The sequence below is a fragment of the Sphingobium sp. TomTYG46 genome (assembly GCF_055396345.1).
Genome location: NZ_AP027324.1, coordinates 269,901 through 294,080, shown reverse-complemented (window position 1 = coordinate 294,080; position 24,180 = coordinate 269,901). Strand labels below are relative to the sequence as shown.

Below are 24,180 nucleotides of genomic sequence, written 5' to 3'. Positions count from 1 at the left end.
TCTGCGACAGCTAGCATAGCGGCTGACAACAAGGCTCCGGCAGCACCCAGCCCAGTGAACACGGCGGGTATAAACCACCATGGTGGCCGTCGGTTGCTGCGGCGTGACCGTCTGCGGGTCATGGATCTCTCCTGTCTGACGATTAACGGAGTGCGCGTTAAGTCAGGACAGGTGGAGCGCGAGCGTGAAAGGAGTGTGTAATACGCCCGCGCCAGCGCGAGGGGCGGGTGCGGACATATAAGGGATTAGATCGCGACCATCCCGCGACGGCCAGCAGTCCCGCTACAGATACCAACCATGGCATCAATGACGATAACAAGGGGCTGTCGCCCGAACCATCGGGCTGGGTCAGGCGGTAGTCGGCCGGTGCCGATTGGGTCCGGGCCTTCAGCACTACGCCTGTGGTGGCAGGATTGAACGCCGAGCCCGTTGCTATGCTGGACGGCGGCCCCAATGGCGTCAGGGCACTCAACAACGCCACACTGATCGCCATCCACAGGGTCAGCATGAAGAGAAGCCTGCCTCTCATGCTTTCAGTCCTGTACGATGTTGGCATCATGCGCGTCGGGTTCCCTTCGACACGGGAAGATAGGCACTGACCCGCGCAAAAACCACCCCTAAGAAGGGGGCTTCCCGGTTGACATAAGCGAGTCAGTCCACTACCGGGCCACATTCCCGCGCGGGTCAACAGGACGTCATGTCCTCGGCGATTTGCGTAAAGCAGATTTGAACGAGAAGAGAAGAGCCATGTTCGCAGTCGTGCGCACGGGCGGCAAGCAGTATCGCGTCGCCGCCGGAGACAAGATCGTCGTCGAGAAGCTGGCCGGTGAGGCCGGTGACAAGGTGACGCTGGATGACGTCCTGTTCGCCGGTGAAGGCAGCGACGTGAAGGACGCCAGCAAGCTGACCGTCGCCGCCGAAATCATCGCGCAGGCGAAGGGCGAAAAGGTCATCGTTTTCAAGAAGCGTCGTCGGCATAACTACCGTCGCCGCAACGGCCACCGCCAGAATCACACGATCCTTAAGATCGTGTCGATCGCCTGAGCCGTAGTCCAGTTTCGAGGAGTTTGAGTCATGGCACATAAAAAAGCTGGCGGTTCATCGCGTAACGGTCGCGATTCGGAATCGAAGCGCCTTGGCGTGAAGAAGTTCGGCGGTCAGGAAGTGATCGGCGGCAACATCATCATTCGCCAGCGTGGCACACGCGTATATCCTGGCCGCAATGTTGGCATGGGTAAGGACCATACCCTCTTCGCCCTGGGCGAAGGCCGCGTGGTATTCCACACTGGCAAGCTCGGCCGCAAATATGTGTCGGTCGATGCCATGGCTGAAGCAGCCGAATAACGGACGATCAATGACGGATCGTCCCTCATTATTGGGGCGATCCTTCCGGAAGATGGTCTTGGACCATCTCTGATAATCCGAGGGAAAAAGGGGCGCCCCATCCGGGAGCGCCCCTTTTTCCGTTCGGCGGCACCTCCCCTCATTTTCCATCAAACCTCTGGAACCCTGAGGCTTCTCACGCGTCATGCGGGCGGGGCACAGCCAGAGGAAAGAAGTCGTCAAGCCGTAACTTTTTACGGCCATTGGCGTGTCGATCAGAGGAGAGATTTTCAAATGTTCGCCCGTACCCCCCGCCTGCTCCTGAGACCCGGTTGGATGGAAGACGCATCCGCGCTGGCCGAAGCGATTGGCGATCCGGCGGTCCTGCGCAACCTTGTCCGTGTACCGGCGCCGTATGGCATTGATGACGCGCGCAGCTTCCTTGCCCTTCCGCAGGATACACGCCTGCCGCGTCTTCTGGCTTTTTCCCGCACCCGCGGTGCCCCGCGCCTGGTCGGCGGGTGCGGCATCCATTTGACCGAGGATGGCACGCCCGAACTCGGCTATTGGATAGCACGTCCCTATTGGGGACTGGGCTTTGCGACGGAGGCCGCGAGCGCGGTGTACGGCATGGCCCGAGCAGCGGGCGTCAGCGGGATTCGCGCGGCGCATTTCACTGACAATCCGGCGTCAGGCAATGTGCTTCGGAAAATCGGCTTTCGTTACACCGGCCGGATGGAGCAACGTTACAGTCCGGCGCGCGGAAATGCGGCTGAATGCCTGATCTTTGAAGAAGGCGTGGCCCGGCGCATGATGATTGATCCTGCAATGGACCTTTATCACGACGCCATGCCCGCACTCGCGGCCTGAACGAAAAGGGACGGCGCCAGCAGACGCCGTCCCGCATGGAAATGGTGAGTTTCGAGCGATAGCAGACGGCAAGGTTTAATTCCGCGTCATAAGCGGCTATGGGCCAGCCCATGCATTTTCTGGATCAGGCGAAAATATACATTAAATCCGGCTGGGGTGGCCCCGGCGCGGTCAGTTTCCGGCGTGAAAAATATGTCGAATATGGCGGCCCTGATGGCGGCAATGGCGGCAAGGGCGGAGATATCATCTTCGAAGCCGTAGCTGGCCTCAACACCCTCATAGACTTCCGCTACACTCAGCATTTCAAGGCACAGCGCGGCATGCCGGGTGCCGGGAAGAATCGCTATGGCGCTGGCGGCAACGACCTAGTCATCAAAGTGCCCGTGGGAACGCAGATCCTGTCCGATCCTCAGCCCATCGAGGGCACCGAGGACGAGGATGGTTATCCCGACTATGAAGATCAGGAGCTTCTCGCCGACTTCACCGAGGTAGGGCAACGCTTAGTCCTGCTGCGCGGCGGCGATGGCGGTCGGGGCAACCTGTCTTACAAGACCAGCACCAACCGTGCGCCGCGACAGCATGGAACGGGCTGGCCGGGACAGGAAATGTGGGTCTGGCTGCGGCTGAAATTGCTTGCCGACGTGGGCTTGGTCGGCATGCCTAACGCAGGCAAGTCTACCTTCATCAATCAGGTGACCAATACCAAGGCCAAAGTGGGGGCCTATGCCTTTACCACCACCAAGCCACAGCTCGGCGTCGTCACGCACCGTGACAAGGAATTCGTCCTGGCAGACATCCCTGGCTTGATCGAGGGTGCAGCCGAAGGCGCTGGCATCGGCGACCGCTTCCTTGGTCATATCGAGCGCTGCCGCGTGCTGCTGCACCTCGTTGATGCCACTGGCGACGATCCGGTCGAACAGTTCCGGATCGTGCAGGATGAACTGGAGGCCTATGGCGAGGGGCTCGCCGACAAGCCGCAGATCGTCGCGCTTAACAAGGGCGACCTGCTCGGGCCGGAATTGATGGAGGACATCGCCGCCCAAATCCGGCGCGAGGCTGGCGTGGAGAAGATATTCATCATCTCGGGCGCGACTGGCGAAGGTGTACAACCGCTACTGGATGCCGTCCTGCCATTGCTGGCAGACGGCAGACCGATGGAGGAAGAGGCCGGTGACGAAGGCGACGCTTCATGGTCGCCGATCTGAACACTCCTCAATCGCCACTTATTCTTCATGTTCCAAGCGAACGGAACTGATCCCGTGACTTCCTCTCTTTCAGGCTTCCCTCCCTCTCAAGTTCGGCGACTGGTCATCAAGATCGGCTCAGCCCTGCTGGTCGATGGGAATGGCGAGGTTCGCGAAGCGTGGCTCCGAACCTTGGTCGAAGATGTCGCTGCCCGCAAGGCAGACGGGCAGCAGATCATTATCGTTTCGTCAGGCGCAATCGCTCTGGGCGCACGGCGATTGAAGCTGCCAAAGGGTGGGCGAGGCAGTCTGGAAGACGCTCAGGCTGCTGCGGCAACAGGACAGATCGCACTGTCGCAATGCTGGGCTCGTTTGTTGCAAAACAAGGGGATCACGGCCGCGCAGATGCTGGTGACACTGGACGATCTTGAGCATCGACGGCGCTATCTGAATGCCTCTGCGACTTTGGAACGCCTGATCACGCTCAATGTGGTGCCGGTGGTGAATGAAAACGACAGCGTCGCGACAGCGGAGATCCGCTTTGGTGACAACGACCGGCTGGCGGCGCGTATCGGACAGGCAGCACGGGCCGACGCGGTCGTGCTGCTTTCCGACGTCGATGGGCTTTACACCGCTAATCCGCATGTCGATGCGAGCGCCATGTTGATAGACACAATCGAGCGCATTGACACGCGAATCGCAAATATGGCGGACAGCGGATCCGCCTCCGGAATGGGATCGGGAGGCATGACCTCCAAGATCGAGGCCGCGCGGATCGCGACAGGGGCCGGAGCGCATCTCGCCATTATTTCCGGCAAGGTCGATGCTCCGCTGTCACATTGGATCAATGGCGGAAAAGGATCGATCTTCCTCGCGGCCCCTGCCCAGCGGGCGCGGAAGGGATGGCTTGCGGGACGTTTGACCGTCCGCGGGCGCATCATCATCGACGCGGGTGCTGAAAAGGCGTTGGGACGCGGTAACAGCTTGCTGCCTGCCGGTGTGGCGAAGATAGAGGGCGCGTTCGTGCGAGGTGATGTCGTTGATATCGTCGCGCCGGACGGCCGGGTGATCGCGCGTGGACTGAGCGAGTATGACAGCGAGGAAGCGGCGAGGATCGCAGGCAAACGCAGTGAGGATATCGCGGCGCTGCTGGGCCACCTGCCCCGATCCGTACTCGTTCATCGCGACCAGATGGCCATGGTCTGACCCCCATGAAATTACGCATTGCCATGACCGGCGCGACAGGTTTTGTCGGCGCCGAAACGCTCAATCAGGCTTTGGACGCTGGGCATCATGTGACAGCCATCACCCGAAAGGCGCAGCCGCCTCGCGCCCGGCTGAAGTGGGTGCCCGGATCGCTTGAGGACCGTGCGGCCCTGAACACGCTGGTACGGGATGCCGACGTGGTGATCCATATTGCAGGCGTTGTGAACGCGGCCGATCGCGACGGGTTCGAGGCCGGGAACGCGCGTGGGACGATGGCCGTCATCGACGCCATGCGGCAGCGAGGGGTCCGGCGGTTGGTCCATGTGTCCTCGCTTGCCGCGCGGGAACCGAAACTGTCCGACTATGGCTGGTCCAAAGCGCTCGCCGAACGTCACGTCAAGGCGAGCGGACTGGATTGGACGATCGTGCGCCCGCCTGCGATTTATGGGCCGGGTGATCGGGAAATGCTGGAGCTGTTCCGGATGGCCAAGCGAGGCATCATGCTGCTGCCCCCGGGTGGGCGGCTATCGCTGATCGAGGTGAGCGACCTCGGTCGGTTGCTGCTGCGGCTTGCTGGCGAGACGGAAATGAGCCTTGCTCACAGTTATGAGGCGGACGACGGCACGCCGGGCGGATGGGACCATCTGGACTTTGGACAGGCGATCGGACGAGCGGTCGGAAGGCCCGTGCGGACTTTTGCCACGCCCAACTGGGCACTGGGCCTCGGCGCGCGGCTGGATCGCATGCTGCGGGGCAAAGGCGCGAAGCTCACGCAGGACCGAGTCAGCTATTTCTGCCATCCCGATTGGGTGGTCACAAAGCGCAAGCAGCCTCCCAAAAAACTGTGGGTGCCAGCGGTTGCTACCGAAGAGGGATTGAAAGCAACAGCGGACGCTTACCACGCAAAAGGCTGGATATAGCGATCAATCGCTTTCGGCGTCCGGCTTTCTGGCTCGGCGTTCGGCCACGAATTCGCTGATGGCCTGCCCGCTGGCGTTGAGCAGCGGATAGGTGCGGGCGTCGGACAACCAATCGGGGCGGCGCTCTCCGCTGCCGTAGAAGGTGTCGTAGGTCAGACTGAATGCGAGGAAGACCAGAGTTGCTCCGATCAATCCCTTGATGGCGCCGAAGCCGCCGCCGAGGACGCGGTCGATGGGGCCAAGAATCGACTGACGGGTGCGGCGGCCGATGGCGTGGGCGAGGAGTTTTCCTGCGCCGAAGGTGATGCCGAAAACAAGAAGGAATGCGAGAATTGACGCGCCTCCAATTGTGCCGACGAAGGGGGTGAGGAGTTCGGTGGCGGAGGGGTGGAAGAGGCGGATGGCGAAGATGCCGAGGACCCAGGCGATCAGCGAAAGGGTTTCAAGAACGAAACCACGAAGCAAGCCCAAGACTGTGCAACCGCCGATGGCGAGAAGGACGAGGATATCGACGGCGTTCATGAGCGCCGGGCTATCCGCGGCCGAGCATCTGGTCAACCAGGTGACTTAACGCGCGGTAGCCGCTGACCGCTATCCCCTTTACCCCGTCGGCGACCGCTGAGGGTACATAGGCCCGTTCAAAACCGAGTTTGGCCGATTCGCGCAGGCGCAGCGGGGCATGAGCGACGGGGCGTATTTCCCCCGAAAGCGCGATTTCGCCGAACAGGACCAGATCGGCGGGCACCGGCCGTTCCGCGAGCGCCGATATGAGCGCGGCGGCAACCGCCAAGTCAGCGGCGGGATCGGACAGACGATAGCCGCCAGCGACGTTCAGATAGACTTCACAGGTTGAGAAGCTGAGTCCGCAGCGCGCTTCCAGCACGGCAAGGACCATGGCGAGGCGGCCGCTGTCCCAGCCCACCACCGCGCGCCGGGGCGTAGCGCCGCTGGAAAGGCGGACGACGAGCGCCTGTATCTCCACCAGCACGGGCCGCGTGCCCTCCAATGCAGGAAAGACGGTTGCGCCGGTTACGGTTTCGTCCCGATGGGTGAGGAACAGAGCGGAGGGGTTGGAAACTTCCTCCAATCCCTCCGCCACCATCGCGAATACGCCGATCTCGTCGGTGCCGCCGAAGCGGTTCTTGATCGCGCGGAGAATGCGATATTGATGGCTGCGCTCGCCTTCGAAGCTCAGCACCGTGTCGACCATGTGCTCCAGCACGCGTGGCCCGGCGATGCTGCCGTCCTTGGTGACATGGCCGACGAGGATGACGGCGGTGCCGCGCTGCTTGGCGAAGCGGATCAGTTCCTGGCTGGATGCGCGCACCTGGCTGACGGTGCCAGGGGCGCCTTCGATCAGGTCGCTGTGCATCGTCTGGATCGAGTCGATGACGAGCAGCGCGGGCGGTTCCCCCTCCCCCAGCGTGGTCAGGATGTCGCGGACGGAGGTCGCGCTGGCGAGTTGCACGGGCGCGTTGCCAAGGCCGAGGCGCTGCGCCCGCAGGCGCACTTGATCCGCCGCTTCCTCACCACTGATATAGGCGACGGAAAGGCCGCGCGCGGCGATGCGGGCGGCAGCCTGAAGCAACAGGGTGGACTTGCCGATGCCCGGATCGCCGCCGATTAGCGTGGCGGAACCCGGAACGATGCCGCCACCCAGTGCACGGTCGAACTCCGCGATGCCGGTGCTGGTGCGCTGGGGCAGTTCGACCTGACTGTTCAGGCCCACAAGTGTCAGGGCGCGTCCGCCGCTTTGCAGATCATGGCGCGCGGAAAAGATGGTCTCGGACGCCTCCTCGACAATGCTGTTCCATTCGCCGCAGTCATCACATTGCCCCTGCCAGCGGGAGGAGAGCGTGCCACACTGCTGACAGACGAATTTGCGCTTTGCCTTGGCCATGGGGGAGCTATGACTTGCCACGGTGAACGTTTCAAGAACAAAGAACGGATGGGCCACCCCCCTCCCGCCTTATGGCGAAGAAGTTTGGATACCGTCCAAGAGCGCTGGAAACTCATGCGAATGTGGCGCATTGTCTCGCCATGAAGTCGTTACGCGTTGCCAGCTATAATATCCGCAAAGCCATTGGCACCGACCGCCGCCGCAGCCCCGAACGAGTGCTGGAGGTGCTGGGAGAGTTGGACGCGGACGTCATCGCGTTGCAGGAAGCGGATCGCCGATTTGGCGTTCGATCGGCCGCCATTCCACCCTGGCTGCTGGAATCCATGAGCCAGTACAAGCCGGTGCCGTTGAATGTGCACGTGGATTCGATGGGCTGGCATGGCAACGCGATATTGGTGCGGAAGGAGGCGGAGGTCGGCACCCATGACGTGCTGCATTTGCCCTGCCTGGAACCGCGTGGCGCGACGATGGCGGAGGTTGAACTGGGCAAGGCGAAGCTGCGCGTATTTGGCATGCATCTCGACCTGTCGGGCCTGTGGCGGCGCAAGCAGGCGGCGGCGGTCATCCATGCGGCAGCACAACGGGACGCTATGCCGACCGTGCTGATGGGCGACCTCAACGAATGGAGCGCCAATCGGGGGTGTCTGGCGGACTTTGCGCGCCATTATAGTTTCGCGCCGTGCGGCCGGAGTTTCCACGCGCGGCGGCCGGTCGCTCATCTCGACCGGATCATGCATTGCGGGAAATTGAAGCTGGTAGACAGCGGCGTGCATGACAGTGCGGCGTCGCGGAAGGCTTCGGATCATTTGCCGATATGGGCGGAGTTTCGGTTGTGAGGTGGCCGTTGTTGGTGGGGACCGGTCTGTCGATGCCCGATACGGATCAGCTTAAAGGAAGTAGAGCCCCCTTCGACTGCCTGCTTGCAGCAGGCGCTCAGGACAGGCTTCGACAGGCTCAGGGCGAACGGAGGAGAGGTTTAGGGCCTGAGGGCTACGGATCATGAAGGAGCGCGAACTTCGGCTGGCGCTGGTCTGCTATGGGGGGATCAGTCTGGCCGTCTACATGCACGGCATCACCAAGGAAATCTGGCGGCTGGCGCGGGCGAGCCGGAGTTTTCATGACGGCACCCCGGGAAGCAAGGGCAGCGAGGCGGTCTACAGGAAGCTGCTGGAAGATCTGGAAGCGGCGAGCGGCATCCGGTTGCGCGTAATGCCAGACATCATCGCCGGGGCGAGCGCGGGCGGCATCAACGGCATATTTCTGGCGCAGGCAATCGAAACCGGGCAGTCGCTGGAGCCATTGACCGACCTGTGGCTGGAAAATGCCGATGTGGAGCAGTTGCTGGACCCGGATGCGCGTCCCGCGCGGCGGATCAGCAAATTCTGGGCAACGCCGCTGGTATGGATGGCGGCGCGGCGGCCCGGTGACACGGTGGAACGTACCGTCGCGCCCGATACGCGCGAGGAGGTGCGGCACAAGCTGTCGAACTTCATCCGGTCCAGATGGTTTGAACCGCCCTTTGGCGGTAAAATCTTCACGGCGATGGTCCTTGACGCCTTCGATGCGATGGAAGCCGCCGAACGCGGGCCACCGCTATTGCCCGAGGGGCACCCGTTGGACCTGTTCGTCACCGTCACGGATTTCGAAGGCCATCCGCAAAGCCTGAACCTCAACAGCCCGCCGCAGGTGGTGGAGACCGAACATCGCCTTTCCATCGGTTTCCACGCGCGGGGGCGTGGCGACCGCCTGTTCGCCGATCCGGCCGAGCTGGTATTCGCCGCGCGCGCGACGGCGAGCTTCCCCGGCGCATTCCCCCCTTTCACCGTGCGCGAACTTGATCGGGTGCTGAAACAGCGACACCGCGCATGGCCGACCCGGGAGGCGTTTCTGGCCCATGCCCTGCCCCGCCATTGGGCGCGCGGCAACGCGGAGGACGCGATACTGATCGACGGATCGGTGCTGGCGAACGCGCCCTTCGCACAGGCCATCGGCGCGCTGCGTAACCGTCCGTCGCGGCGCGAGGTCGATCGGCGTTTCGTCTATATTGATCCGAAGCCGGGCCGTCGATCGATCCGGCTGAACCGGGAGGGCGAGCAGGAAGACGCGACGCCAGAGGACAAGGCTCAACTGCCCGGTTTTTTCCGCACCATTTTCGGCGCCCTGAGCGATATTCCGCGCGAGCAGCCGATCCGCGACAATCTGGAAGCGATCGATCGCCATTCTTCGCGCATTCGCCGGATGGTGCGCATTCTGAATGCCTTAAGGCCGGGGATCGAGGCGGAGGTTGAAAACACGATTGGCGGCATGCTGTTCCTCGACCGTCCGACGCCCGCGCGGCTGTCCGCCTGGCGCGCGAAGGCCCAGTTGCGGGCCGCGAACTCGGCAGGCTTTGCCTTCCCGGCCTATGGGCATCTGAAGCTGTCGGGCATCGTCGAGGATCTGGCCGGTTTGCTGTTCCGCCTGAGCGATGAGGACAGTCCGTTGATGCGGGAAAATTTCCGGCAGGCGCTGTGGTCGCATGTCCGGACGATCGGCGCGGACAAGCTGATCGAGAATGTCGGGCCGGGATCGCCGCCGGTTGCATTCTTCCGCACCCATGACCTGAGTTTTCGCATCCGCCGTCTGCGCTTTCTTGCGCGAAGGCTGGCCGACACGCTGGAGATCGATTCTGAGGCTGGCAACGCCGCGATCCAGAAGATGCACGACGCCATCTATCAGTCGATGGCGCATTATACGGAATGCGAAGGCACCGATTTCTATAATGGCGCGATCCGCGCAGCAGCCAAGCAGGTGCCTTCCGACCCGGCGGCTGCGCTCGATGCGATTGCACAGGCACGCGACCTGAAGGTGCGGGATGATGTGGCGGAGATGATGCTGGCCGACGCGCTCGCGGGACTTCCCAAGGCGGAGCGGCGGATCATGCTGCTCTCCTATCTCGGCTTCCCCTTTTACGACATCGCCACCCTACCGTTGCTCCAGGGCCACGCCATGGAAGAATATGATCCGGTGAAGGTGGACCGGATTTCCCCGGAGGATTGCAGCGCTATTCGGTCAGGCGGGGCCGAAGCCACGTTAAAAGGAATTGAATTCAATAACTTCGGTGCATTTTTCAGCAGAGCCTATCGGGAGAATGACTATTTGTGGGGACGCCTTCATGGTGTCGAACGGCTGCTGGATATCGTAATTTCCGCATTACCCGCGGCAAGCCGCCTTTCGGAAGAACGCGTGCGCGATTATAGGCAAGCCGCATTCATGGCGATTCTCGATGAGGAGGAACAGCGGCTGCCGCATGTCGCTGATCTCATTGCCATTTTGCGGGAGGAAATCGGTGGGCGCACGGGTGGGGCTGGTTCCATTGGTGATGATTCTGGCGCTGACCGCGGCCTGCCGTGACGCGTCTGGCGATGCCGCGTCCGCGAACAATGCGACTGCCCCGCAACCCGTGCTTTCCGCCAACGCTATCGAGGGTGAGCCGATCGAGGTGGTCGCCGCGCCACAGCGCCCCTCCGCCGAAGTGACCGTGCAGGCGCAGCCCGCGCCGCGCGGATCGCTGGATCTGCCCCCCTCTCCCGACGCTGCGCTAGCGACGCCCTTCCCGCAGGAAGTTACCAGCTTCATGGTCGATCGGGACAGTTGCGACCATTTCCGGGGCGAAGAGCCCTATGACGGGGAGAGGCGCGTGTTCCTGATGGAAAGCATCGCCGAACTATGCACCGGGACCGACGCGAAACTCGCCATGCTGCGCCGCCGCTATGCCAGTGACCCGGCAGTGACCGCTGCGCTGCATGGTTATGAGGATCGCATCGAAGGGCAGCCCTGATCGAGCCGTCCGCTCAGGCGGTGAGCAGCGCGTCGATCGCCTTTGCGAGATCTATGTCACGGCGCGACAGGCCATCGGCGTCATGCGTCGTCAGAGTGATGTCCACGCGGTTATAGACGTTGAACCATTCGGGATGGTGGTTCGCCTGCTCAGCCAGAAGCGCGACGCGGGTCATGAAGCCGAACGCGGCATTGAAGTCCGCAAAGGTGAAACGCCGCTGGATGCCTTCGGGGTCGTTCACCAGCGTCCAATCGGCAAGAGACGCAAGCTCCTGCGCCCGTTCGTCGCCGGACAGTTTACCAATCATGGCTCTATCCTCATAATATTGTTTCGCCTATGTCGCAGCCATGTCAGACGCCGGTCAACCCCCTCTTTTCGCGCCAACCGTCGCGCAGATCGAACGACTGGCGCTTGAGGCGCTGGGGCGCTTGCCCGATCCTTTCCGGTCCCATCTGTCCAACGTGGTCCTGTTCGTCGAGGATTTTGCCGACGAACGGATATTGAAGAAGATGGAGATTGACGACCCGTTCGGGCTGACCGGGCTTTATACCGGGCGGCCGGTTGGAGAACCCGAGCAGACCGGCGACGGCCCGCCCATGGTGCATCTTTTCCGGCGGCCGTTGCTGGATGAATGGGTGGAAACGGGCGTGCCGCTCGACGCACTGATCACCCATGTGGTGGTGCATGAGATCGGCCATCATTTCGGCCTTTCCGACATCGATATGCACGTGTTGGAGGACATGGTCGCGCCATGAGCGACGCGGCGCTGCGCCTGTCGGGCATCGCTTGCGCGCGCGGTGGGCGGCTGTTGTTCCGGGGTGTCGACCTGACGCTGGAGCCGGGGGGCAGCGCCCTGCTGCGTGGACCGAACGGGATCGGCAAGTCGAGCCTGATGCGTATCTGCGCGGGGCTGCTGCGGCCGATGGCGGGGACGATCGAGCGGCGCGGCAGGATCGCGCTGGCCGATGAGCGGCTGGCGCTGGATATGGAAGAGCCTTTGGCGCAAGCGCTGGGCTTTTGGGCGCGGCTGGATGGCGTCGATGGGAGTGCGCTGGACGGTGCTTTGGAGGCGATGGCGCTGGGGCCGCTTGGCGGGATTCCGGTGCGGATGCTTTCGACCGGGCAGCGCAAGCGGGCGGCGCTGGCGCGGGTGATTGCGAGTGGCGCTGGGCTGTGGCTGCTGGATGAGCCGGGCAATGGGCTGGACGATGCGTCGCTTGGGCTGCTCGGGACGGCGGTGGCGGCGCATCTGGCGGGTGGCGGGATCGTGGTTGCGGCATCGCATCAACCGCTGCCGATGGCTTCGCCCGTGGTGATCGACCTTAGCGCTTATGTCGCGGAGGAGGCGGCGTGAGGGTGATGGCGCTGCTAGTGGCACGGGATTTGAAGCAGGCCTGGCAGTCGGCTGGACTGTGGCTGCCAGTGGCTTTCCTGCTGCTGGTGGCGAGCCTTTATCCTTTTGCAGTGGGACCGGACGCAGCGCTGTTGCGGCGGTCGGGTGGCGGGATGTTGTGGATCGCGGCGCTGCTGGCGAGCTTGTTGCCGGTGGACCGGCTGGTCGCGCCCGATCGGGATGCGGGCGTGCTGGACCAGATCGCTTTGCGCGGCGTTGGCGATGAAATGGTGATGCTGGCGCGGCTGATCGCGCACTGGCTGGGCTTTGGCCCGGCGCTGATGATCGCGACGTTGCCCGCTAGCGCGCTGTTGAAGCTGGATGGCGCGACGGTCGGGATGCTGGAATTGGGGTTGCTGATCGGCACGCCTGCGCTCGCGGCGCTGGGTCTGCTGGTGGCGAGTTTGACGGCAGGACTGCGGTCGAGCGGAGCGCTGGCCGGATTGCTGGCGCTGCCGTTGGCGGTGCCGCTGCTGATATTTGGCGCGGGGACGCTAGGCGATGGGAGCGGAGCGGCGCTCAAGTTCCTGGGGGCTGCTTCGCTGCTGCTGGTGGCGATCACCCCCTTCGCGGCGGGGGCGGCGATACGAGCGGGGCGCGAGTGATCGGTTTCGGCGCTTCGCTGCTGTTCGTCCTGATCTGGTCGACAGGGTTTATCGTCGCGCGTGGGACGGTGCCCCATGGCGCGCCGGAACTGATCCTGAGCGTGCGCATGACGCTGACGGCGCTGCTGCTGGGGTTCGTCGCCTGGCGATCGGGGCAGAGGCTGCCACGGGGCAAGCGGCTGATGCTGCATCTGGCGGCGGGAGCGATGCTGCATGGCGTTTACCTGACCGTCAGCTGGTGGGCGGTGTATAACGGCATGCCGGCGGGTATCATGTCGCTGCTCGGCGCGATGCAACCATTGATGGTGGCGGTGGCGGGCGCGTTCCTGCTCGGCGATCGGCTGCTGGCGCGCGGATGGGTAGGATTGGCGATCGCCATTGCGGGCGTGGTTTGCGTACTGCTGCCTGCCATCGAGAAGTCGGGCGCGGGCGCGGTGCCGATTTTGCCTGCGTTCGCTGGATTGCTTGCGGTGGTCGCCATGGCGGCGGGCACGCTGGTGCAGCGCGGCTCCATAGCGGGTGACGGCATCTGGATTTCCGGAGCGATACAGAATGCAGGCGGCGCGATTGTCGCGGTCGCGGCGGCGCTTATTGTGGGGGAGGCCCGTTGGGATGGCGCGCCCCTATTATGGCTGGGCTTGGCCTGGTCAGTGCTGGGCCTGTCGGCAGGCGGACTGTCGCTGCTGGTCTGGCTGGTGCGGACGCAAGGTCCGACGCGGATGTCGATGCTGTTGCTGCTGGTCCCGCCGCTTGCCGCGGTGGAAGCCTGGCTGCTGTTCGACGAAAAGCTGGTGCCGGTTCAGTTGGCGGGCTTTGCGCTGGCGCTGACTGGGGTGCTGCTGGGGCGGTCGCAAGGCAAAAGGGAAACGGTTAGCGAACCGGCTTAGGGGAGCCTGTCCTTCAGCGTGGGATCACCCATCGGCCATGCTTTTGCTTTTTAGAAGAAAAGTAAAGTCCTTCGACAGGCTCAAGGCGAACGGCAATAGAGGCAGGCTCGCCAGGGCACGAGGGTGGAGCCGATCCACCGTGTGCGCAAGCAGGTCCTCAGGCGTCCCGAAGCCGCTCATGGTGGCGGATCACCTCATCGATGATGAAGCGCAGGAATTTTTCCGTGAAGTCGGGGTCGAGATTGGCATCGGTTGCCAACTGGCGCAGGCGGCTGATCTGTCGTTCTTCCCGGCCCGGATCGGCGGGCGGCAGTGCGTGCGTCGCCTTGAATTCGCCGACAGCCTGCGTGATCTTGAAGCGTTCAGCGAGCATGAACACGAGGGCAGCGTCGATGTTGTCGATGCTCTCGCGATACCGCTTCAAAGTGTCGTCCACGCTCATCCTCCAAATATCCGCGCGCTTTTTGCTCCATCCGTCGCTCCGTGCAAGCTATTCCCGCTTGCCAACTGCATTTTGCACCGCCACATGGGCCGGGTCATGACCGCACCCGCCTCCGGCCCCATCTCCGGCAACGTCCACCCCATCGGCCGCGCCAACGGCGCGCCGTCGCTCACCCCCATGATGGCGCTGGTTGCCGACGGCATGAACCAGGTCAATGCGGTGATCCTGGACCGGATGCAGTCGCGCATTCCGCTGATCCCCGAATTGGCAGGCCACCTGATCGCGGGCGGTGGCAAGCGGATGCGGCCGATGCTGACCCTCGCCTGCGCGCAACTGGTCGGCTATGCGGGCAGCCGCCATTACAAGCTGGCGGCGGCGGTCGAGTTCATTCACACGGCTACCCTGCTGCATGATGATGTTGTCGATGGGTCTGGCCTGCGCCGGGGCCGCAAGACAGCGAACATCATCTGGGGCAACAGCGCCAGCGTGCTGGTTGGCGACTTCCTGTTCTCCCGCGCTTTTGAGCTGATGGTCGAGGCCGAGTCGCTCAAGATCTTGAAGATCCTGTCCAACGCATCGGCGGTGATCGCCGAGGGCGAGGTCAATCAGTTGACCGCTCAGCGTCGTATCGACACGAGCGAAGAGCAATATCTGGACATTATCGGCGCCAAGACGGCGGCCCTGTTCGCCGCCGCCTGCCGCATATCCGCCGTGGTCGCGGATCGCGACGAGGCCGAGGAAAAGGCGCTGGACGTCTATGGCCGGAACCTGGGCATCGCATTCCAGCTGATCGATGATGCCATCGATTATGAATCGGACGGCGCGACCATGGGGAAGGATGCGGGCGACGATTTCCGCGACGGCAAGGTGACGCTGCCAGTGATCCTGGCCTATGCGCGGGGATCGGAAGAGGATCGCGCTTTCTGGAAGCAGGCGATTGCAGGCAATAGAGTGAGCGACGAGGATCTAGCGCATGCGACGCAGCTGCTTCGCAAGACCGGCGCCATTGACGATACGCTTGCACGGGCGCGCCTCTATGGCCAGCGCGCCATCGATGCTTTGGGCCGGTTCGATACGGGCAAGGCGAAGGCAGCGCTGACCGAAGCCGTCGAGTTCGCAATCGCCCGCGCTTATTGAGCCACTCGCCTCCTGTTCCAGAGACCGCAGGCTCGACGCGCATCGACGCAAAGTGGCGCGGCGGATAGCTGAGGTGAGACGCCGTTGGACTTGATCCTTTCTCCTGAAACGCTGGCCTTCCTGATGGCTGCGGCTTTGATATCCGGATGCATTGATGCCATGGCCGGAGGCGGCGGTTTGATCTCCCTGCCCGCATTGCTGGCGGCAGGCGTCCCGCCCGTGGCCGCAGTGGGCACCAACAAGCTGCAATCGTCACTGGGCACCTTTGGCGCCTGCGTCGCTTATGCACGCGCCGGGCACATGGACTTGAGAGCCTATCGCTGGCCCATCATTGCGGCATTTATAGGGTCAGTGGGTGGCGCCTGGCTGATCCAGCGGGTGGACCCGGCCATTTTGGCGGGATTGATGCCCGCGCTGCTGATCGCGCTGGCGGGCTATTTCACCTTCTCACCCCGAATCAGCGAAATGGATCGTCACAGCCGGGTGGGATTGGCGGGACTGAGCCTTCTGATCGGCGCTATCGGCTTTTACGATGGCTTCTTCGGCCCAGGTGCCGGAGCATTTTACGCGACCATTTTTCTGGCGCTGGGAGGCCTCGGCCTTGTACGCGCGACGGCTCAGACAAAGGCCGCCAATTTGGCTAGCAATGTGGCGGGCCTGTTGACGATGATGCTGGGCGGCCATGTCATGTGGATTGCGGGATTGACCATGGCCGTCGGCAGCATCACTGGCAGCCAGATCGGGTCGCGTCTGGCCATGCGGTTCGGCAGCAAGCTGATACGGCCCTTGCTGATCATCATGTCGCTGGGGCTGACGGCGAAGATGCTGCTCGATCCGGGAAACCCGATGCACGAGTTGCTATTCGGATAAGCTCATTCTTTTCAGCGCCGCCTTTCGCCTCGCACAGTGGGATTGCACCGGATGCCGATTGGCGGGAGAGGGACGGACATGAATGCCGCGCTGCCGATCCATGATGTTCTTCCCCGGCTGATGGACGCCTTGCGGCGGGGGAATAGTGCCGTTCTGGTCGCGCCGCCGGGAGCAGGCAAGACGACGGCGGTGGCGCCCGCGCTGCTGGATGAGCCATGGTGTACGGGTCAGGTGCTGCTGCTGTCCCCCCGCAGACTGGCGGCCCGCGCGGCGGCAGAGCGCATTGCCGAACTGATGGGCGGCGTGCCGGGCGGGATCGTCGGCTATGCGACGCGGATGGACAGCAGACAGTCAGCCGCGACGCGCCTGCTGGTCCTGACGGAAGGCATTTTCGTCCGCCGAATTCAGGATGATCCGGAGCTTACGGGCGTATCGGCCGTCCTGTTCGACGAAGTGCATGAGCGGAGTCTGGACAGCGACTTTGGGCTGGCACTGGCGCTGGATGCACAGGCGGCATTGCGGCCGGACCTGCGCATCGTGCCGATGTCGGCGACGCTGGATGGGGCGCGCTTTGCGGCTTTGTTGGACAATGCTCCAGTGCTGGAGAGCGAGGGGCGAATACAGCCGCTGGAGTTGCGGCATATCGGCCGGGCGGCGGAAAAGCGAATTGAGGATGAGATGGCCGGGGCCGTGCGACGGGCGCTGGCGGAAGAGGCGGAGGGCGACCTGCTCGCCTTCCTGCCCGGCGTGGCGGAGATTGAACGGACGGCGGAACGGCTAGAGGGGCTTGGCGTCGAGCTGCATCGGCTCCACGGCAGTCTGGACCCGTCGGCGCAGCGGGCCGCTATCCGTCCGTCGCGGGAGGGGCGGCGCAAGGTCATATTGGCGACGTCGATCGCGGAAACCAGCCTGACCATCGATGGGGTGCGGATCGTGATCGACTCCGGGCTTGCGCGGCGGCCGCGTTATGACCGGGCGGCGGGGGTGACGCGGCTGGTTACCGAACGGGCGAGCCAGGCGGCGGCGACCCAGCGCGCAGGGCGTGCAGCGCGGCAGCGGCCGGGCGTCGCCTATCGGCTGTGGGAGGCGTCGGCGACTGCGGGCATGCCGCCTTTCGATCCGCCCGAGATATTGGAAAGCGACCTTTCCAGCCTGCTGCTCGACTGCGCACTATGGGGGGTGAGCGATCCGGCGAGCTTGCGATGGCTCGACCCGCCGCCGCCCGCTGCGCTGGACGAGGCGCGCAAGCGGCTGACGGTGCTGGAGGCGCTGGACGATGACGGGCGAATCACGGGGCATGGCAAGGCGCTGGCTCGGCTGCCGGTGGGGCCGCGGATCGGACATATGCTGGTGCGCGCGGGCGAGCTGGGGTTGGCGGAAGTCGCGGCAGAGGTGGCCGTGCTGCTGGGAGAGCGCGGGGTCGGCGGGCAGGATGTCGATCTGTCGCAACGGCGGATGCGCTGGCGGCGGGAAAGCGGGAAGCGGGCCGATGCCGCGCGCGCGATGGCGAGGCGCTGGGCGAAGCTGGTCAGCTCCGGGCAGATGGCAGCGGCGGGCGAGCATGATGCGGGCCTTTGCCTTGCGCTGGCCTTTCCTGACCGGGTGGCCAAGCGACGCTCGGCCGATGGTGCGGAATGGGCCAGCGTTGGTGGGCGGGGGTTTCGGCTTGATCCGTTAAGCCCGGTGGCGCGTGAGGAATGGCTCGCGGTAGGAGAAGTGCAGGGAAGCGCGGCTGGGGCGCGTATCCTTTCCGCCGCGCCGATTAGCGAGGTCGAAGTGCTGCGCCTGTTCGGCGGGCGGGTGAAGGAACATCGGACGGTGCGGTTCCGGGCGGAAACCGGGGGGATAGAGGCGCTGCGGGAAAGGCGGCTAGGCGCGGTACGGCTGTCGTCGGGATCGGATGACAGGCCGGACCCGGATGCTGTCGTCTCGGCCTTGTTGGAGGGCGTCAGACAGGGCGGACTCGAGCTGCTGCCTTGGTCCGATGCCGCGTTGTCTTTGCGAATGCGGGCCAGCTTTGCGGGGGTGGAGTCGCTGTCGGATGCTTCGCTGCTGGCGACGCTCGACGATTGGCTCGCGCCCCTGCTCGCGGGCAAGCGGCGACTGTCCGACATTGACCGGGCGCAATTGTCCGGCGTTCTGGAGGGCATCATCGGTTGGGATGGCAAACAGCAGCTCGACAGGCTGGCTCCTCCGGCATTTCAGTCGCCCGCCGGGAGCAGCCATGAGATCGACTATGCGGCAGAGGGCGGGCCGCGCGTAGAGCTTCGCGTGCAAGCGCTGTTTGGGCTTTCCGAGCATCCGGTTGTCGGCAGCGGGCGCATACCGCTGGTCCTGTCCCTCACATCCCCGGCGGGGCGACCGATCCAGACGACGCGGGACTTGCCGGGTTTCTGGGCGGGAAGCTGGAGCGCGGTCGCCAAGGAGATGCGCGGGCGCTATCCCCGGCATCCCTGGCCCGACGACCCGGCTGGCTCCGCCGCCACGCTGCGCACGAAACGCGCCGATGCCCGTGGCAAGCCTTGACTTCCGCCCGTCCGCTGGTGCAACGGACGCATCGCCCTTCCCAGGAGTTTGACGCCACGATGGCTGCGCGCATCTATCAGATTCAGAAGAACACCCTTCAGTCCGGCAAGGCGCGGACTGACAAATGGGTTCTGGAATTTGCGCCGAGCGAGGCGAAGAAGCCGGACCCGCTGACCGGCTGGGCCGGATCGGGCGATACGCAGAGCCAGGTCAAGCTGACCTTCCCATCGCTGGACGCAGCGCGCGCCTATGCCGACAAGTATGAGATCGGTTACACCTTCATCCCGACGCCGCCCAAGACGCTGAAGATCCAAGCCTACGCCGATAATTTCCGCTAAAAACCCACAAGGGGCGGCTCATAATCGGGCGCGATGCTGCCCGATTGCCGCCTTATTCCCTTGCCAAAAGGCGGGACTTGGGGGCAAAAGTCGCCCTTTCATGGGAAAGCTTTGAACAGATAATGACGGATCGCCAGCAGATTTTCGACAGCATCGCCGCGCAGATCGCTCCTTTCAACAAGAAGGGCGTCGAACTGAGCGAGGCAACCAGCTTTGCGGGCGACCTGGAGTGGGACAGCCTGACCGTCATGGACTTCGTCGCGGCGATCGAGGATGAGTTCGATATCATCATCACGATGAACATGCAGGCTGAGATCGAGAATATCGGTCAGCTTGTGGACGCTGTAGCAAAGTTGAAGGGCTAATCTAGCCTTCCCCGTTCGCGTCGAGCCGATCCGCCTTTGCCGAGGATCGATGGTCGAAATGACGGGAAAAGTTCTCGCCTGACGCATCTCGACATGCTCGATGCTGCTCGAACCGAACGGATATATGCGATGACCGACGCTGCTGAAACCGCCACCGACGCCCACACGCCCGCCGAAGTAGCTGGCGCGCGCGACCTCTTTTCCAAATTCGATCCGCTGATCGCCGAGCGCGAGGCGCTGCTGGCGACCGGCGTGCGCGATCCTTTCGCGATCGTCATGGACGAGGTGAAGTCCCCCACCCAGGCAGTGATCAAGGGCAAGGACACGATCCTGCTCGGCACCTATAACTATATGGGCATGACTTTCGACCCCGATGTCGTCGCGGCGGGCAAGAAGGCGTTGGACGAGTTCGGGGCAGGCACAACCGGCAGCCGCGTACTTAACGGCACCTATCAGGGCCATAAGGAAGTCGAAGACGCGCTGATGGACTTCTATGGCACCTCGGGCGCCATGGTGTTTTCGACTGGCTATCAGGCCAACCTCGGCATGATTTCCACGCTGGCGGGCCGGGGCGACTATGTCGTGCTGGACGCAGACAGCCACGCGTCCATCTATGACGGCTGTTTTCTGGGCGATGCGGAAATCGTGCGCTTCCGTCACAACAGCGTCGAGGATCTGGACAAGCGCCTTGGCCGCCTGCCCGCCGATGCGCAGAAGCTGGTCGTGCTGGAAGGCGTCTATTCTATGCTGGGCGACGTCGCCCCCCTGCCCGAGATGGTAGCGGCGGTGCGCAAGCATCCCAATTGCATGATCCTGGTCGACGAAGCCCACGGCATGGGCTTTTTCGGCGCCAATGGCCGCGGCGTCTATGAGGAGCAGGGCGTCGAGAAGGATGTAGACTTCGTCGTCGGCACCTTCTCCAAGTCGGTCGGCACGGTTGGCGGCTTCTGCGTATCCAACCACCCCAAGTTCGAGGTGCTGCGCCTCGTCTGCCGCCCCTATGTCTTCACCGCTTCGCTACCGCCGAGCGTCGTCGCGACAGCCGCAACGTCCATCCGCAAGCTGATGCACGCGGGCGAAAAGCGCGCGCATTTGTGGAAGAACAGCAAGCGCCTGCACAAGGGCCTCGCCGATCTTGGCTTCAAGCTGGGGACGGAAACGCCGCAGTCCGCGATCATTGCCGTGATCCTGACGGATCAGACGCAGGCGGTCGCCATGTGGCAAGCGCTTCTGGAGCTCGGCCTCTACGTGAATATGGCGCGCCCGCCCGCCACACCGGCAGGGACTTTCCTGCTGCGTTGCTCGCTTTGCGCCGAGCATAGCGACGAACAGGTTGGCCAGATTATCGGCATGTTCGAGGCGGCGGGGAAGGCAACCGGCGCAATCGGTTGATCGCGTCGATCACCATCGCCGCGATACAGGGAGATAAGGGGCAGATGAAGCGTGACTGCCCCTTGGAACCTTTTATTCCTTGATATTTCGCCTGTAATGCTGTTCGACTAAGATCTGGGGTTGATGGCAGACAGCTATTACATGGAAGACCAGGATTCTGGCTGGCGGGCTTCGGTACGACGCTTCCTTCCGCTGGTCCTCGTGATACTGCTGGTGGGGGCGCTGGGCACCCTGCTTTACAGCGCCAGCAATGCATCTCGCGACCATGAACGGGCGTTGCAGGAACAACGGCGCAGCTTCGAAATCATCGCCCTCGCCAGAGCTTTCGAGGCCAAGACTGCGCGCGCGGAAGTCACGCTGGCGCGATATGTGATCAGCCTTGATCCCGATGTCGGCCGTCTTTTCCAGGATCAGTGGCGCACCGCATCCAGCCAGCTAAAGCTGCTGAACTACGCCACCCGCCGATCAGGATGGCAACGCGCCAATGTCCGGAAGTTGCAGCAGGCATTCATCCAGCGCGGCAAGACGCTGAACGAAATAGGGCTGCGCACGACCTATGACCAGAAGATGGCGGCGCTCGCCCAATTCCACAAGGCGGGGCGGTCGGAAGACCTGACACACATCACTACGTTGCTCGACCGCGTCATACAGGCGGAAAATGCCCGCCTGCGCGAGCGTAGCCTTGCGGTGAGTCTGGCAGGCAACCGCACGCAATTTGTTGACCGCACGTCGCGGCTGTTCGGGCTGGTGCTGTTCGTATGCGTCCTGTTCGCCCTGTGGGTCGCCAATGCCGCCTATACCGAGCGTCGTAACGCGCGACGCATGGCCGAGATGGAGGCTGAACGCGCCGATCGGCTGGAAGAAGCGGTGACGGCGCGCACGGCCGAACTATCCAGTGCCTATGACCAGCTGAAGAAGGAAACGTCCGAGCGCGCAGTGGCCGAAGAAGCTCTGCGTCAGATGCAGAAGATGGATGCGGTCGGCCAGCTGACCGGCGGCATTGCCCATGACTTCAACAACATGCTCGCGGTGGTTGTTGGCGGGCTGGAACTGGCCAAGCGCAGACTGCGGCTGAAGCCACAGGAGGCCGCGCGACACCTGGACAATGCGATGGAAGGGGCCAATCGGGCCGCCGCCCTGACCCGCCGCCTGCTTGCTTTTGCGCGGTCAGAACCGCTGCTGCCCAGCGCCGTGGACCCTGACGCTCTGGTCAGCGGCATGGTGGAATTGATTGACCGATCGATCGGCGATCAGATCACCGTTTCGATAGAGAACCAGTCCAAGGGCTGGCGCATCTTCGTCGATCAGCATCAGATGGAAAATGCCATTCTGAACCTGTGCGTCAATGCGCGGGACGCGATGGATGGACGCGGGCGACTGGTGATCGGCACGGGCCAGGTGCATCTGGCGGATCATGAAATCGGCGAATGTGCCGAGGGGGATTATGTCACGCTGAGCGTCAAGGACGATGGCTGCGGCATGACGCCCGATGTGCTGGCCCGCGTATTCGAGCCCTTCTTCACCACCAAGCCGGTGGGCAAGGGAACAGGTCTGGGGCTCAGCCAGATTTTCGGTTTTGTCCGACAGAGCCAGGGTGAAATCCGCATCGAATCCCAGGTCGGTGAAGGCACCTGCGTTTCCATATATCTGCCGCGCAAGGCCGTGGCGGACAGCGCGCTAAAAGCGGATCCCTCGCTGCCCGAGCGCGAGCCGGTACTGCATCCGCCGACACGCATTCTAGTGGTGGAGGATGATCCCCGCGTGCTGAACCAGACGATGGCGGCGCTCGCGGAACTGGGCCATTTGCCCGTGGCCTGCGATCATCCGTCGAAAGCGGCGAAGCTGCTGACCAGCCATCGCGACATCGGGTTGATCATAAGCGACGTGCTGATGCCGGAAATGACAGGCCCGGAAATGGTCCGCACCCTGCCCGCCGCCTATGCCAGCCTGCCAGTGCTGTTCGTCACCGGTTATGCGGGGGACATTGCGGAGGGCGCTGACTTTGGCGGACATGAGGTGTTACGCAAGCCTTACACACTGAAGGGCCTGTCACACGCGCTGTCCAACGCGCTTAGCGGATCGCACCACCCCGGAACAGCCGCGGCAGCAGAGTAAGCGCGCCGATCAGGGGCCAACGACGCTGCCAGGGCTTTATCTGGATAGCGGTTCCCGCATGGCGGTTTATCTTCCACGCCAGATAATCGATGCCGCCCGCATAGGTGAAGCTGGCTTTGGCAAGGCGAATGACGGACAGATATTTGCCGCGTCGTTGCAGCGCGCGCCAACGCTTGGCGGGTTCCGACGGCGATGGCGGCAGGCCTTGGGCCAAGGCAGCTTCTCCGAAGCGGCGATAGCGATCGGGGTCGGCATCGACGATCGAAACCGAACGCCCCTTCTTCTCCGCCCGCAATTCGGCATTGTAGGTGAGCGTAAAGCCAGCCTTCCAGAGCGATAGCGCGTCCGGCGCGTCCGTCACGGGACGGGCGAGCGACAACAAGGTGGGCGCGGCGCCCGCAACTGCGCTGATCGCTCGCTGACGGGCGAGGTCGTCCGCTGCCCACAGCAGCCGGGAAGGTTGGGCAAAGCGCGCCCAGACCGAGACATTATCGGCGGCAGGACTGTTGAGGCGCGCGAAGTCCGCTTCCGACAGCACGGCATATTTCGCCATCAGGCCATTATGTTCGAACGGAAAGACATTGGGCGGGATCAGCCGGTTGGCCGTGGCGAGCCAGCGCTTTCCATAAGCCGCGCGATAATCCGACACGATGAGGTAGAAATCGAGCATCAGCCCATCGAGATTCTGCTCCCGCAGGCAGGAGCCGTAGAAGAGCACAGCGCGGGCGGCATGCGGATATTGCGCCGCCAACGCACCGCCCATCGCCGCCGCGCGCGGATCGGCGGGCGCGGTGAGTTCGGCGGTCACAAGGGGTAGGAGTTGATTGGGCATTGCGCTTCCCATATCCATTCGGCCTCAGCTTGTCGAAGGGTCAGCGCGGCCGACT

26 protein-coding genes are annotated in these 24,180 nt (G+C 63.4%); 20 read left to right on the top strand and 6 right to left on the bottom strand.

The window, feature by feature from the left end; all coding sequences use genetic code 11:
• Positions 1-157: 157 nt before the first annotated feature.
• The gene (locus ACZ5YV_RS01565; RefSeq protein ID WP_464788280.1) at positions 158-529 is read right to left on the bottom strand and encodes a hypothetical protein; all 372 of its coding nucleotides are present in this window, start codon (positions 527-529) and stop codon (positions 158-160) included.
• Between the two features lie 218 nt (positions 530-747).
• On the opposite strand from ACZ5YV_RS01565, the gene rplU reads away from it, so the two are divergent.
• The 6 genes from rplU (at position 748) to ACZ5YV_RS01535 (ending at position 5,503) form a co-directional block, all read left to right on the top strand.
• A complete protein-coding gene (rplU, locus tag ACZ5YV_RS01560) occupies positions 748-1,044 on the top strand; it encodes a 50S ribosomal protein L21 (protein WP_097091078.1) in 297 nt (98 codons plus the stop codon).
• A 30-nt stretch (positions 1,045-1,074) separates the two neighbouring features.
• Positions 1,075-1,344, top strand: coding sequence for a 50S ribosomal protein L27 (rpmA, locus tag ACZ5YV_RS01555; protein WP_007683600.1), 270 nt, complete (start codon positions 1,075-1,077; stop codon positions 1,342-1,344).
• Positions 1,345-1,617: 273 nt separating this feature from the next.
• Positions 1,618-2,193: a GNAT family N-acetyltransferase gene (locus ACZ5YV_RS01550; RefSeq protein ID WP_464788279.1), complete on the top strand. Its 576-nt coding sequence runs from the start codon at positions 1,618-1,620 to the stop codon at positions 2,191-2,193.
• A 110-nt stretch (positions 2,194-2,303) separates the two neighbouring features.
• The gene (obgE, locus tag ACZ5YV_RS01545; protein WP_464788278.1) at positions 2,304-3,398 is read left to right on the top strand and encodes a GTPase ObgE; all 1,095 of its coding nucleotides are present in this window, start codon (positions 2,304-2,306) and stop codon (positions 3,396-3,398) included.
• Between the two features lie 54 nt (positions 3,399-3,452).
• Positions 3,453-4,583 (top strand): glutamate 5-kinase, encoded by a 1,131-nt coding sequence (gene proB / locus ACZ5YV_RS01540; protein ID WP_464788277.1) that lies wholly within the window; start codon positions 3,453-3,455, stop codon positions 4,581-4,583.
• A 5-nt stretch (positions 4,584-4,588) separates the two neighbouring features.
• Positions 4,589-5,503, top strand: coding sequence for an NAD-dependent epimerase/dehydratase family protein (locus tag ACZ5YV_RS01535; protein ID WP_464788276.1), 915 nt, complete (start codon positions 4,589-4,591; stop codon positions 5,501-5,503).
• Positions 5,504-5,506: 3 nt separating this feature from the next.
• On the opposite strand, the gene ACZ5YV_RS01530 is transcribed toward ACZ5YV_RS01535, so the two are convergent.
• Together ACZ5YV_RS01530 and radA are read right to left on the bottom strand one after the other, a co-directional pair.
• A complete protein-coding gene (locus tag ACZ5YV_RS01530) occupies positions 5,507-6,025 on the bottom strand; it encodes a CvpA family protein (RefSeq protein WP_464788275.1) in 519 nt (172 codons plus the stop codon).
• 10 nt (positions 6,026-6,035) lie between these two features.
• Complete coding sequence (radA, locus tag ACZ5YV_RS01525; protein ID WP_464788274.1) at positions 6,036-7,403, bottom strand: DNA repair protein RadA; 1,368 nt, start codon at positions 7,401-7,403, stop codon at positions 6,036-6,038.
• A 140-nt stretch (positions 7,404-7,543) separates the two neighbouring features.
• Between radA and ACZ5YV_RS01520 the strand changes: the two genes are divergently transcribed.
• The 3 genes from ACZ5YV_RS01520 (at position 7,544) to ACZ5YV_RS01510 (ending at position 11,223) form a co-directional block, all read left to right on the top strand.
• Complete coding sequence (locus ACZ5YV_RS01520) at positions 7,544-8,239, top strand: endonuclease/exonuclease/phosphatase family protein (RefSeq protein WP_464788273.1); 696 nt, start codon at positions 7,544-7,546, stop codon at positions 8,237-8,239.
• 163 nt (positions 8,240-8,402) lie between these two features.
• On the top strand, positions 8,403-10,796 hold the full coding sequence (locus tag ACZ5YV_RS01515) for a patatin-like protein (RefSeq protein ID WP_464788272.1): 2,394 nt from the start codon (positions 8,403-8,405) through the stop codon (positions 10,794-10,796).
• The gene (locus ACZ5YV_RS01510; protein WP_464788271.1) at positions 10,732-11,223 is read left to right on the top strand and encodes a hypothetical protein; all 492 of its coding nucleotides are present in this window, start codon (positions 10,732-10,734) and stop codon (positions 11,221-11,223) included. The genes ACZ5YV_RS01515 and ACZ5YV_RS01510 overlap by 65 nt, the downstream gene beginning before the upstream one ends.
• A gap of 13 nt (positions 11,224-11,236) precedes the next feature.
• On the opposite strand, the gene ACZ5YV_RS01505 is transcribed toward ACZ5YV_RS01510, so the two are convergent.
• On the bottom strand, positions 11,237-11,530 hold the full coding sequence (locus ACZ5YV_RS01505) for a 4a-hydroxytetrahydrobiopterin dehydratase (RefSeq protein WP_460987588.1): 294 nt from the start codon (positions 11,528-11,530) through the stop codon (positions 11,237-11,239).
• A gap of 40 nt (positions 11,531-11,570) precedes the next feature.
• Here ACZ5YV_RS01505 and ACZ5YV_RS01500 point away from each other — a divergent pair, with 40 nt between their 5' ends.
• From ACZ5YV_RS01500 to ACZ5YV_RS01485, 4 genes are read left to right on the top strand one after another with little or no spacing between them, the layout of a single operon-like run.
• Positions 11,571-11,978: a metallopeptidase family protein gene (locus ACZ5YV_RS01500; protein WP_464788270.1), complete on the top strand. Its 408-nt coding sequence runs from the start codon at positions 11,571-11,573 to the stop codon at positions 11,976-11,978.
• Complete coding sequence (ccmA, locus tag ACZ5YV_RS01495) at positions 11,975-12,577, top strand: heme ABC exporter ATP-binding protein CcmA (protein ID WP_464788269.1); 603 nt, start codon at positions 11,975-11,977, stop codon at positions 12,575-12,577. Before ACZ5YV_RS01500 ends, ccmA begins: the two co-directional genes overlap by 4 nt.
• Positions 12,578-12,582: 5 nt before the next feature.
• Complete coding sequence (locus ACZ5YV_RS01490; protein WP_464789122.1) at positions 12,583-13,221, top strand: heme exporter protein CcmB; 639 nt, start codon at positions 12,583-12,585, stop codon at positions 13,219-13,221.
• Positions 13,218-14,108, top strand: a complete 891-nt coding sequence (locus ACZ5YV_RS01485; protein ID WP_464788268.1) for a DMT family transporter — start codon at positions 13,218-13,220, stop codon at positions 14,106-14,108. Before ACZ5YV_RS01490 ends, ACZ5YV_RS01485 begins: the two co-directional genes overlap by 4 nt.
• A gap of 157 nt (positions 14,109-14,265) precedes the next feature.
• Here ACZ5YV_RS01485 and ACZ5YV_RS01480 read toward each other — a convergent pair whose 3' ends face one another.
• Entirely contained in the window at positions 14,266-14,544 is a 279-nt protein-coding gene (locus ACZ5YV_RS01480) for a chorismate mutase (protein ID WP_460987585.1), read from the bottom strand.
• A gap of 102 nt (positions 14,545-14,646) precedes the next feature.
• Here ACZ5YV_RS01480 and ACZ5YV_RS01475 point away from each other — a divergent pair, with 102 nt between their 5' ends.
• The 7 genes from ACZ5YV_RS01475 (at position 14,647) to ACZ5YV_RS01445 (ending at position 23,293) form a co-directional block, all read left to right on the top strand.
• Positions 14,647-15,687 carry a polyprenyl synthetase family protein gene (locus ACZ5YV_RS01475; RefSeq protein WP_464788267.1) on the top strand — a complete coding sequence of 347 codons (1,041 nt, stop codon included), beginning with the start codon at positions 14,647-14,649 and terminating at the stop codon, positions 15,685-15,687.
• A gap of 90 nt (positions 15,688-15,777) precedes the next feature.
• Positions 15,778-16,557, top strand: coding sequence for a TSUP family transporter (locus ACZ5YV_RS01470; RefSeq protein ID WP_464789121.1), 780 nt, complete (start codon positions 15,778-15,780; stop codon positions 16,555-16,557).
• 78 nt (positions 16,558-16,635) lie between these two features.
• A complete protein-coding gene (gene hrpB / locus ACZ5YV_RS01465; RefSeq protein WP_464788266.1) occupies positions 16,636-19,083 on the top strand; it encodes an ATP-dependent helicase HrpB in 2,448 nt (815 codons plus the stop codon).
• A gap of 59 nt (positions 19,084-19,142) precedes the next feature.
• Positions 19,143-19,421 carry an ETC complex I subunit gene (locus ACZ5YV_RS01460; protein ID WP_464788265.1) on the top strand — a complete coding sequence of 93 codons (279 nt, stop codon included), beginning with the start codon at positions 19,143-19,145 and terminating at the stop codon, positions 19,419-19,421.
• Between the two features lie 122 nt (positions 19,422-19,543).
• Positions 19,544-19,786, top strand: a complete 243-nt coding sequence (locus ACZ5YV_RS01455; protein WP_449471372.1) for an acyl carrier protein — start codon at positions 19,544-19,546, stop codon at positions 19,784-19,786.
• A 129-nt stretch (positions 19,787-19,915) separates the two neighbouring features.
• The gene (gene spt / locus ACZ5YV_RS01450; protein WP_464788264.1) at positions 19,916-21,178 is read left to right on the top strand and encodes a serine palmitoyltransferase; all 1,263 of its coding nucleotides are present in this window, start codon (positions 19,916-19,918) and stop codon (positions 21,176-21,178) included.
• Between the two features lie 123 nt (positions 21,179-21,301).
• Complete coding sequence (locus ACZ5YV_RS01445) at positions 21,302-23,293, top strand: ATP-binding protein (protein ID WP_464788263.1); 1,992 nt, start codon at positions 21,302-21,304, stop codon at positions 23,291-23,293.
• On the opposite strand, the gene ACZ5YV_RS01440 is transcribed toward ACZ5YV_RS01445, so the two are convergent.
• Entirely contained in the window at positions 23,250-24,125 is an 876-nt protein-coding gene (locus tag ACZ5YV_RS01440) for a hypothetical protein (protein WP_464788262.1), read from the bottom strand. The genes ACZ5YV_RS01445 and ACZ5YV_RS01440 overlap by 44 nt on opposite strands.
• Positions 24,126-24,180 lie beyond the last annotated feature (55 nt).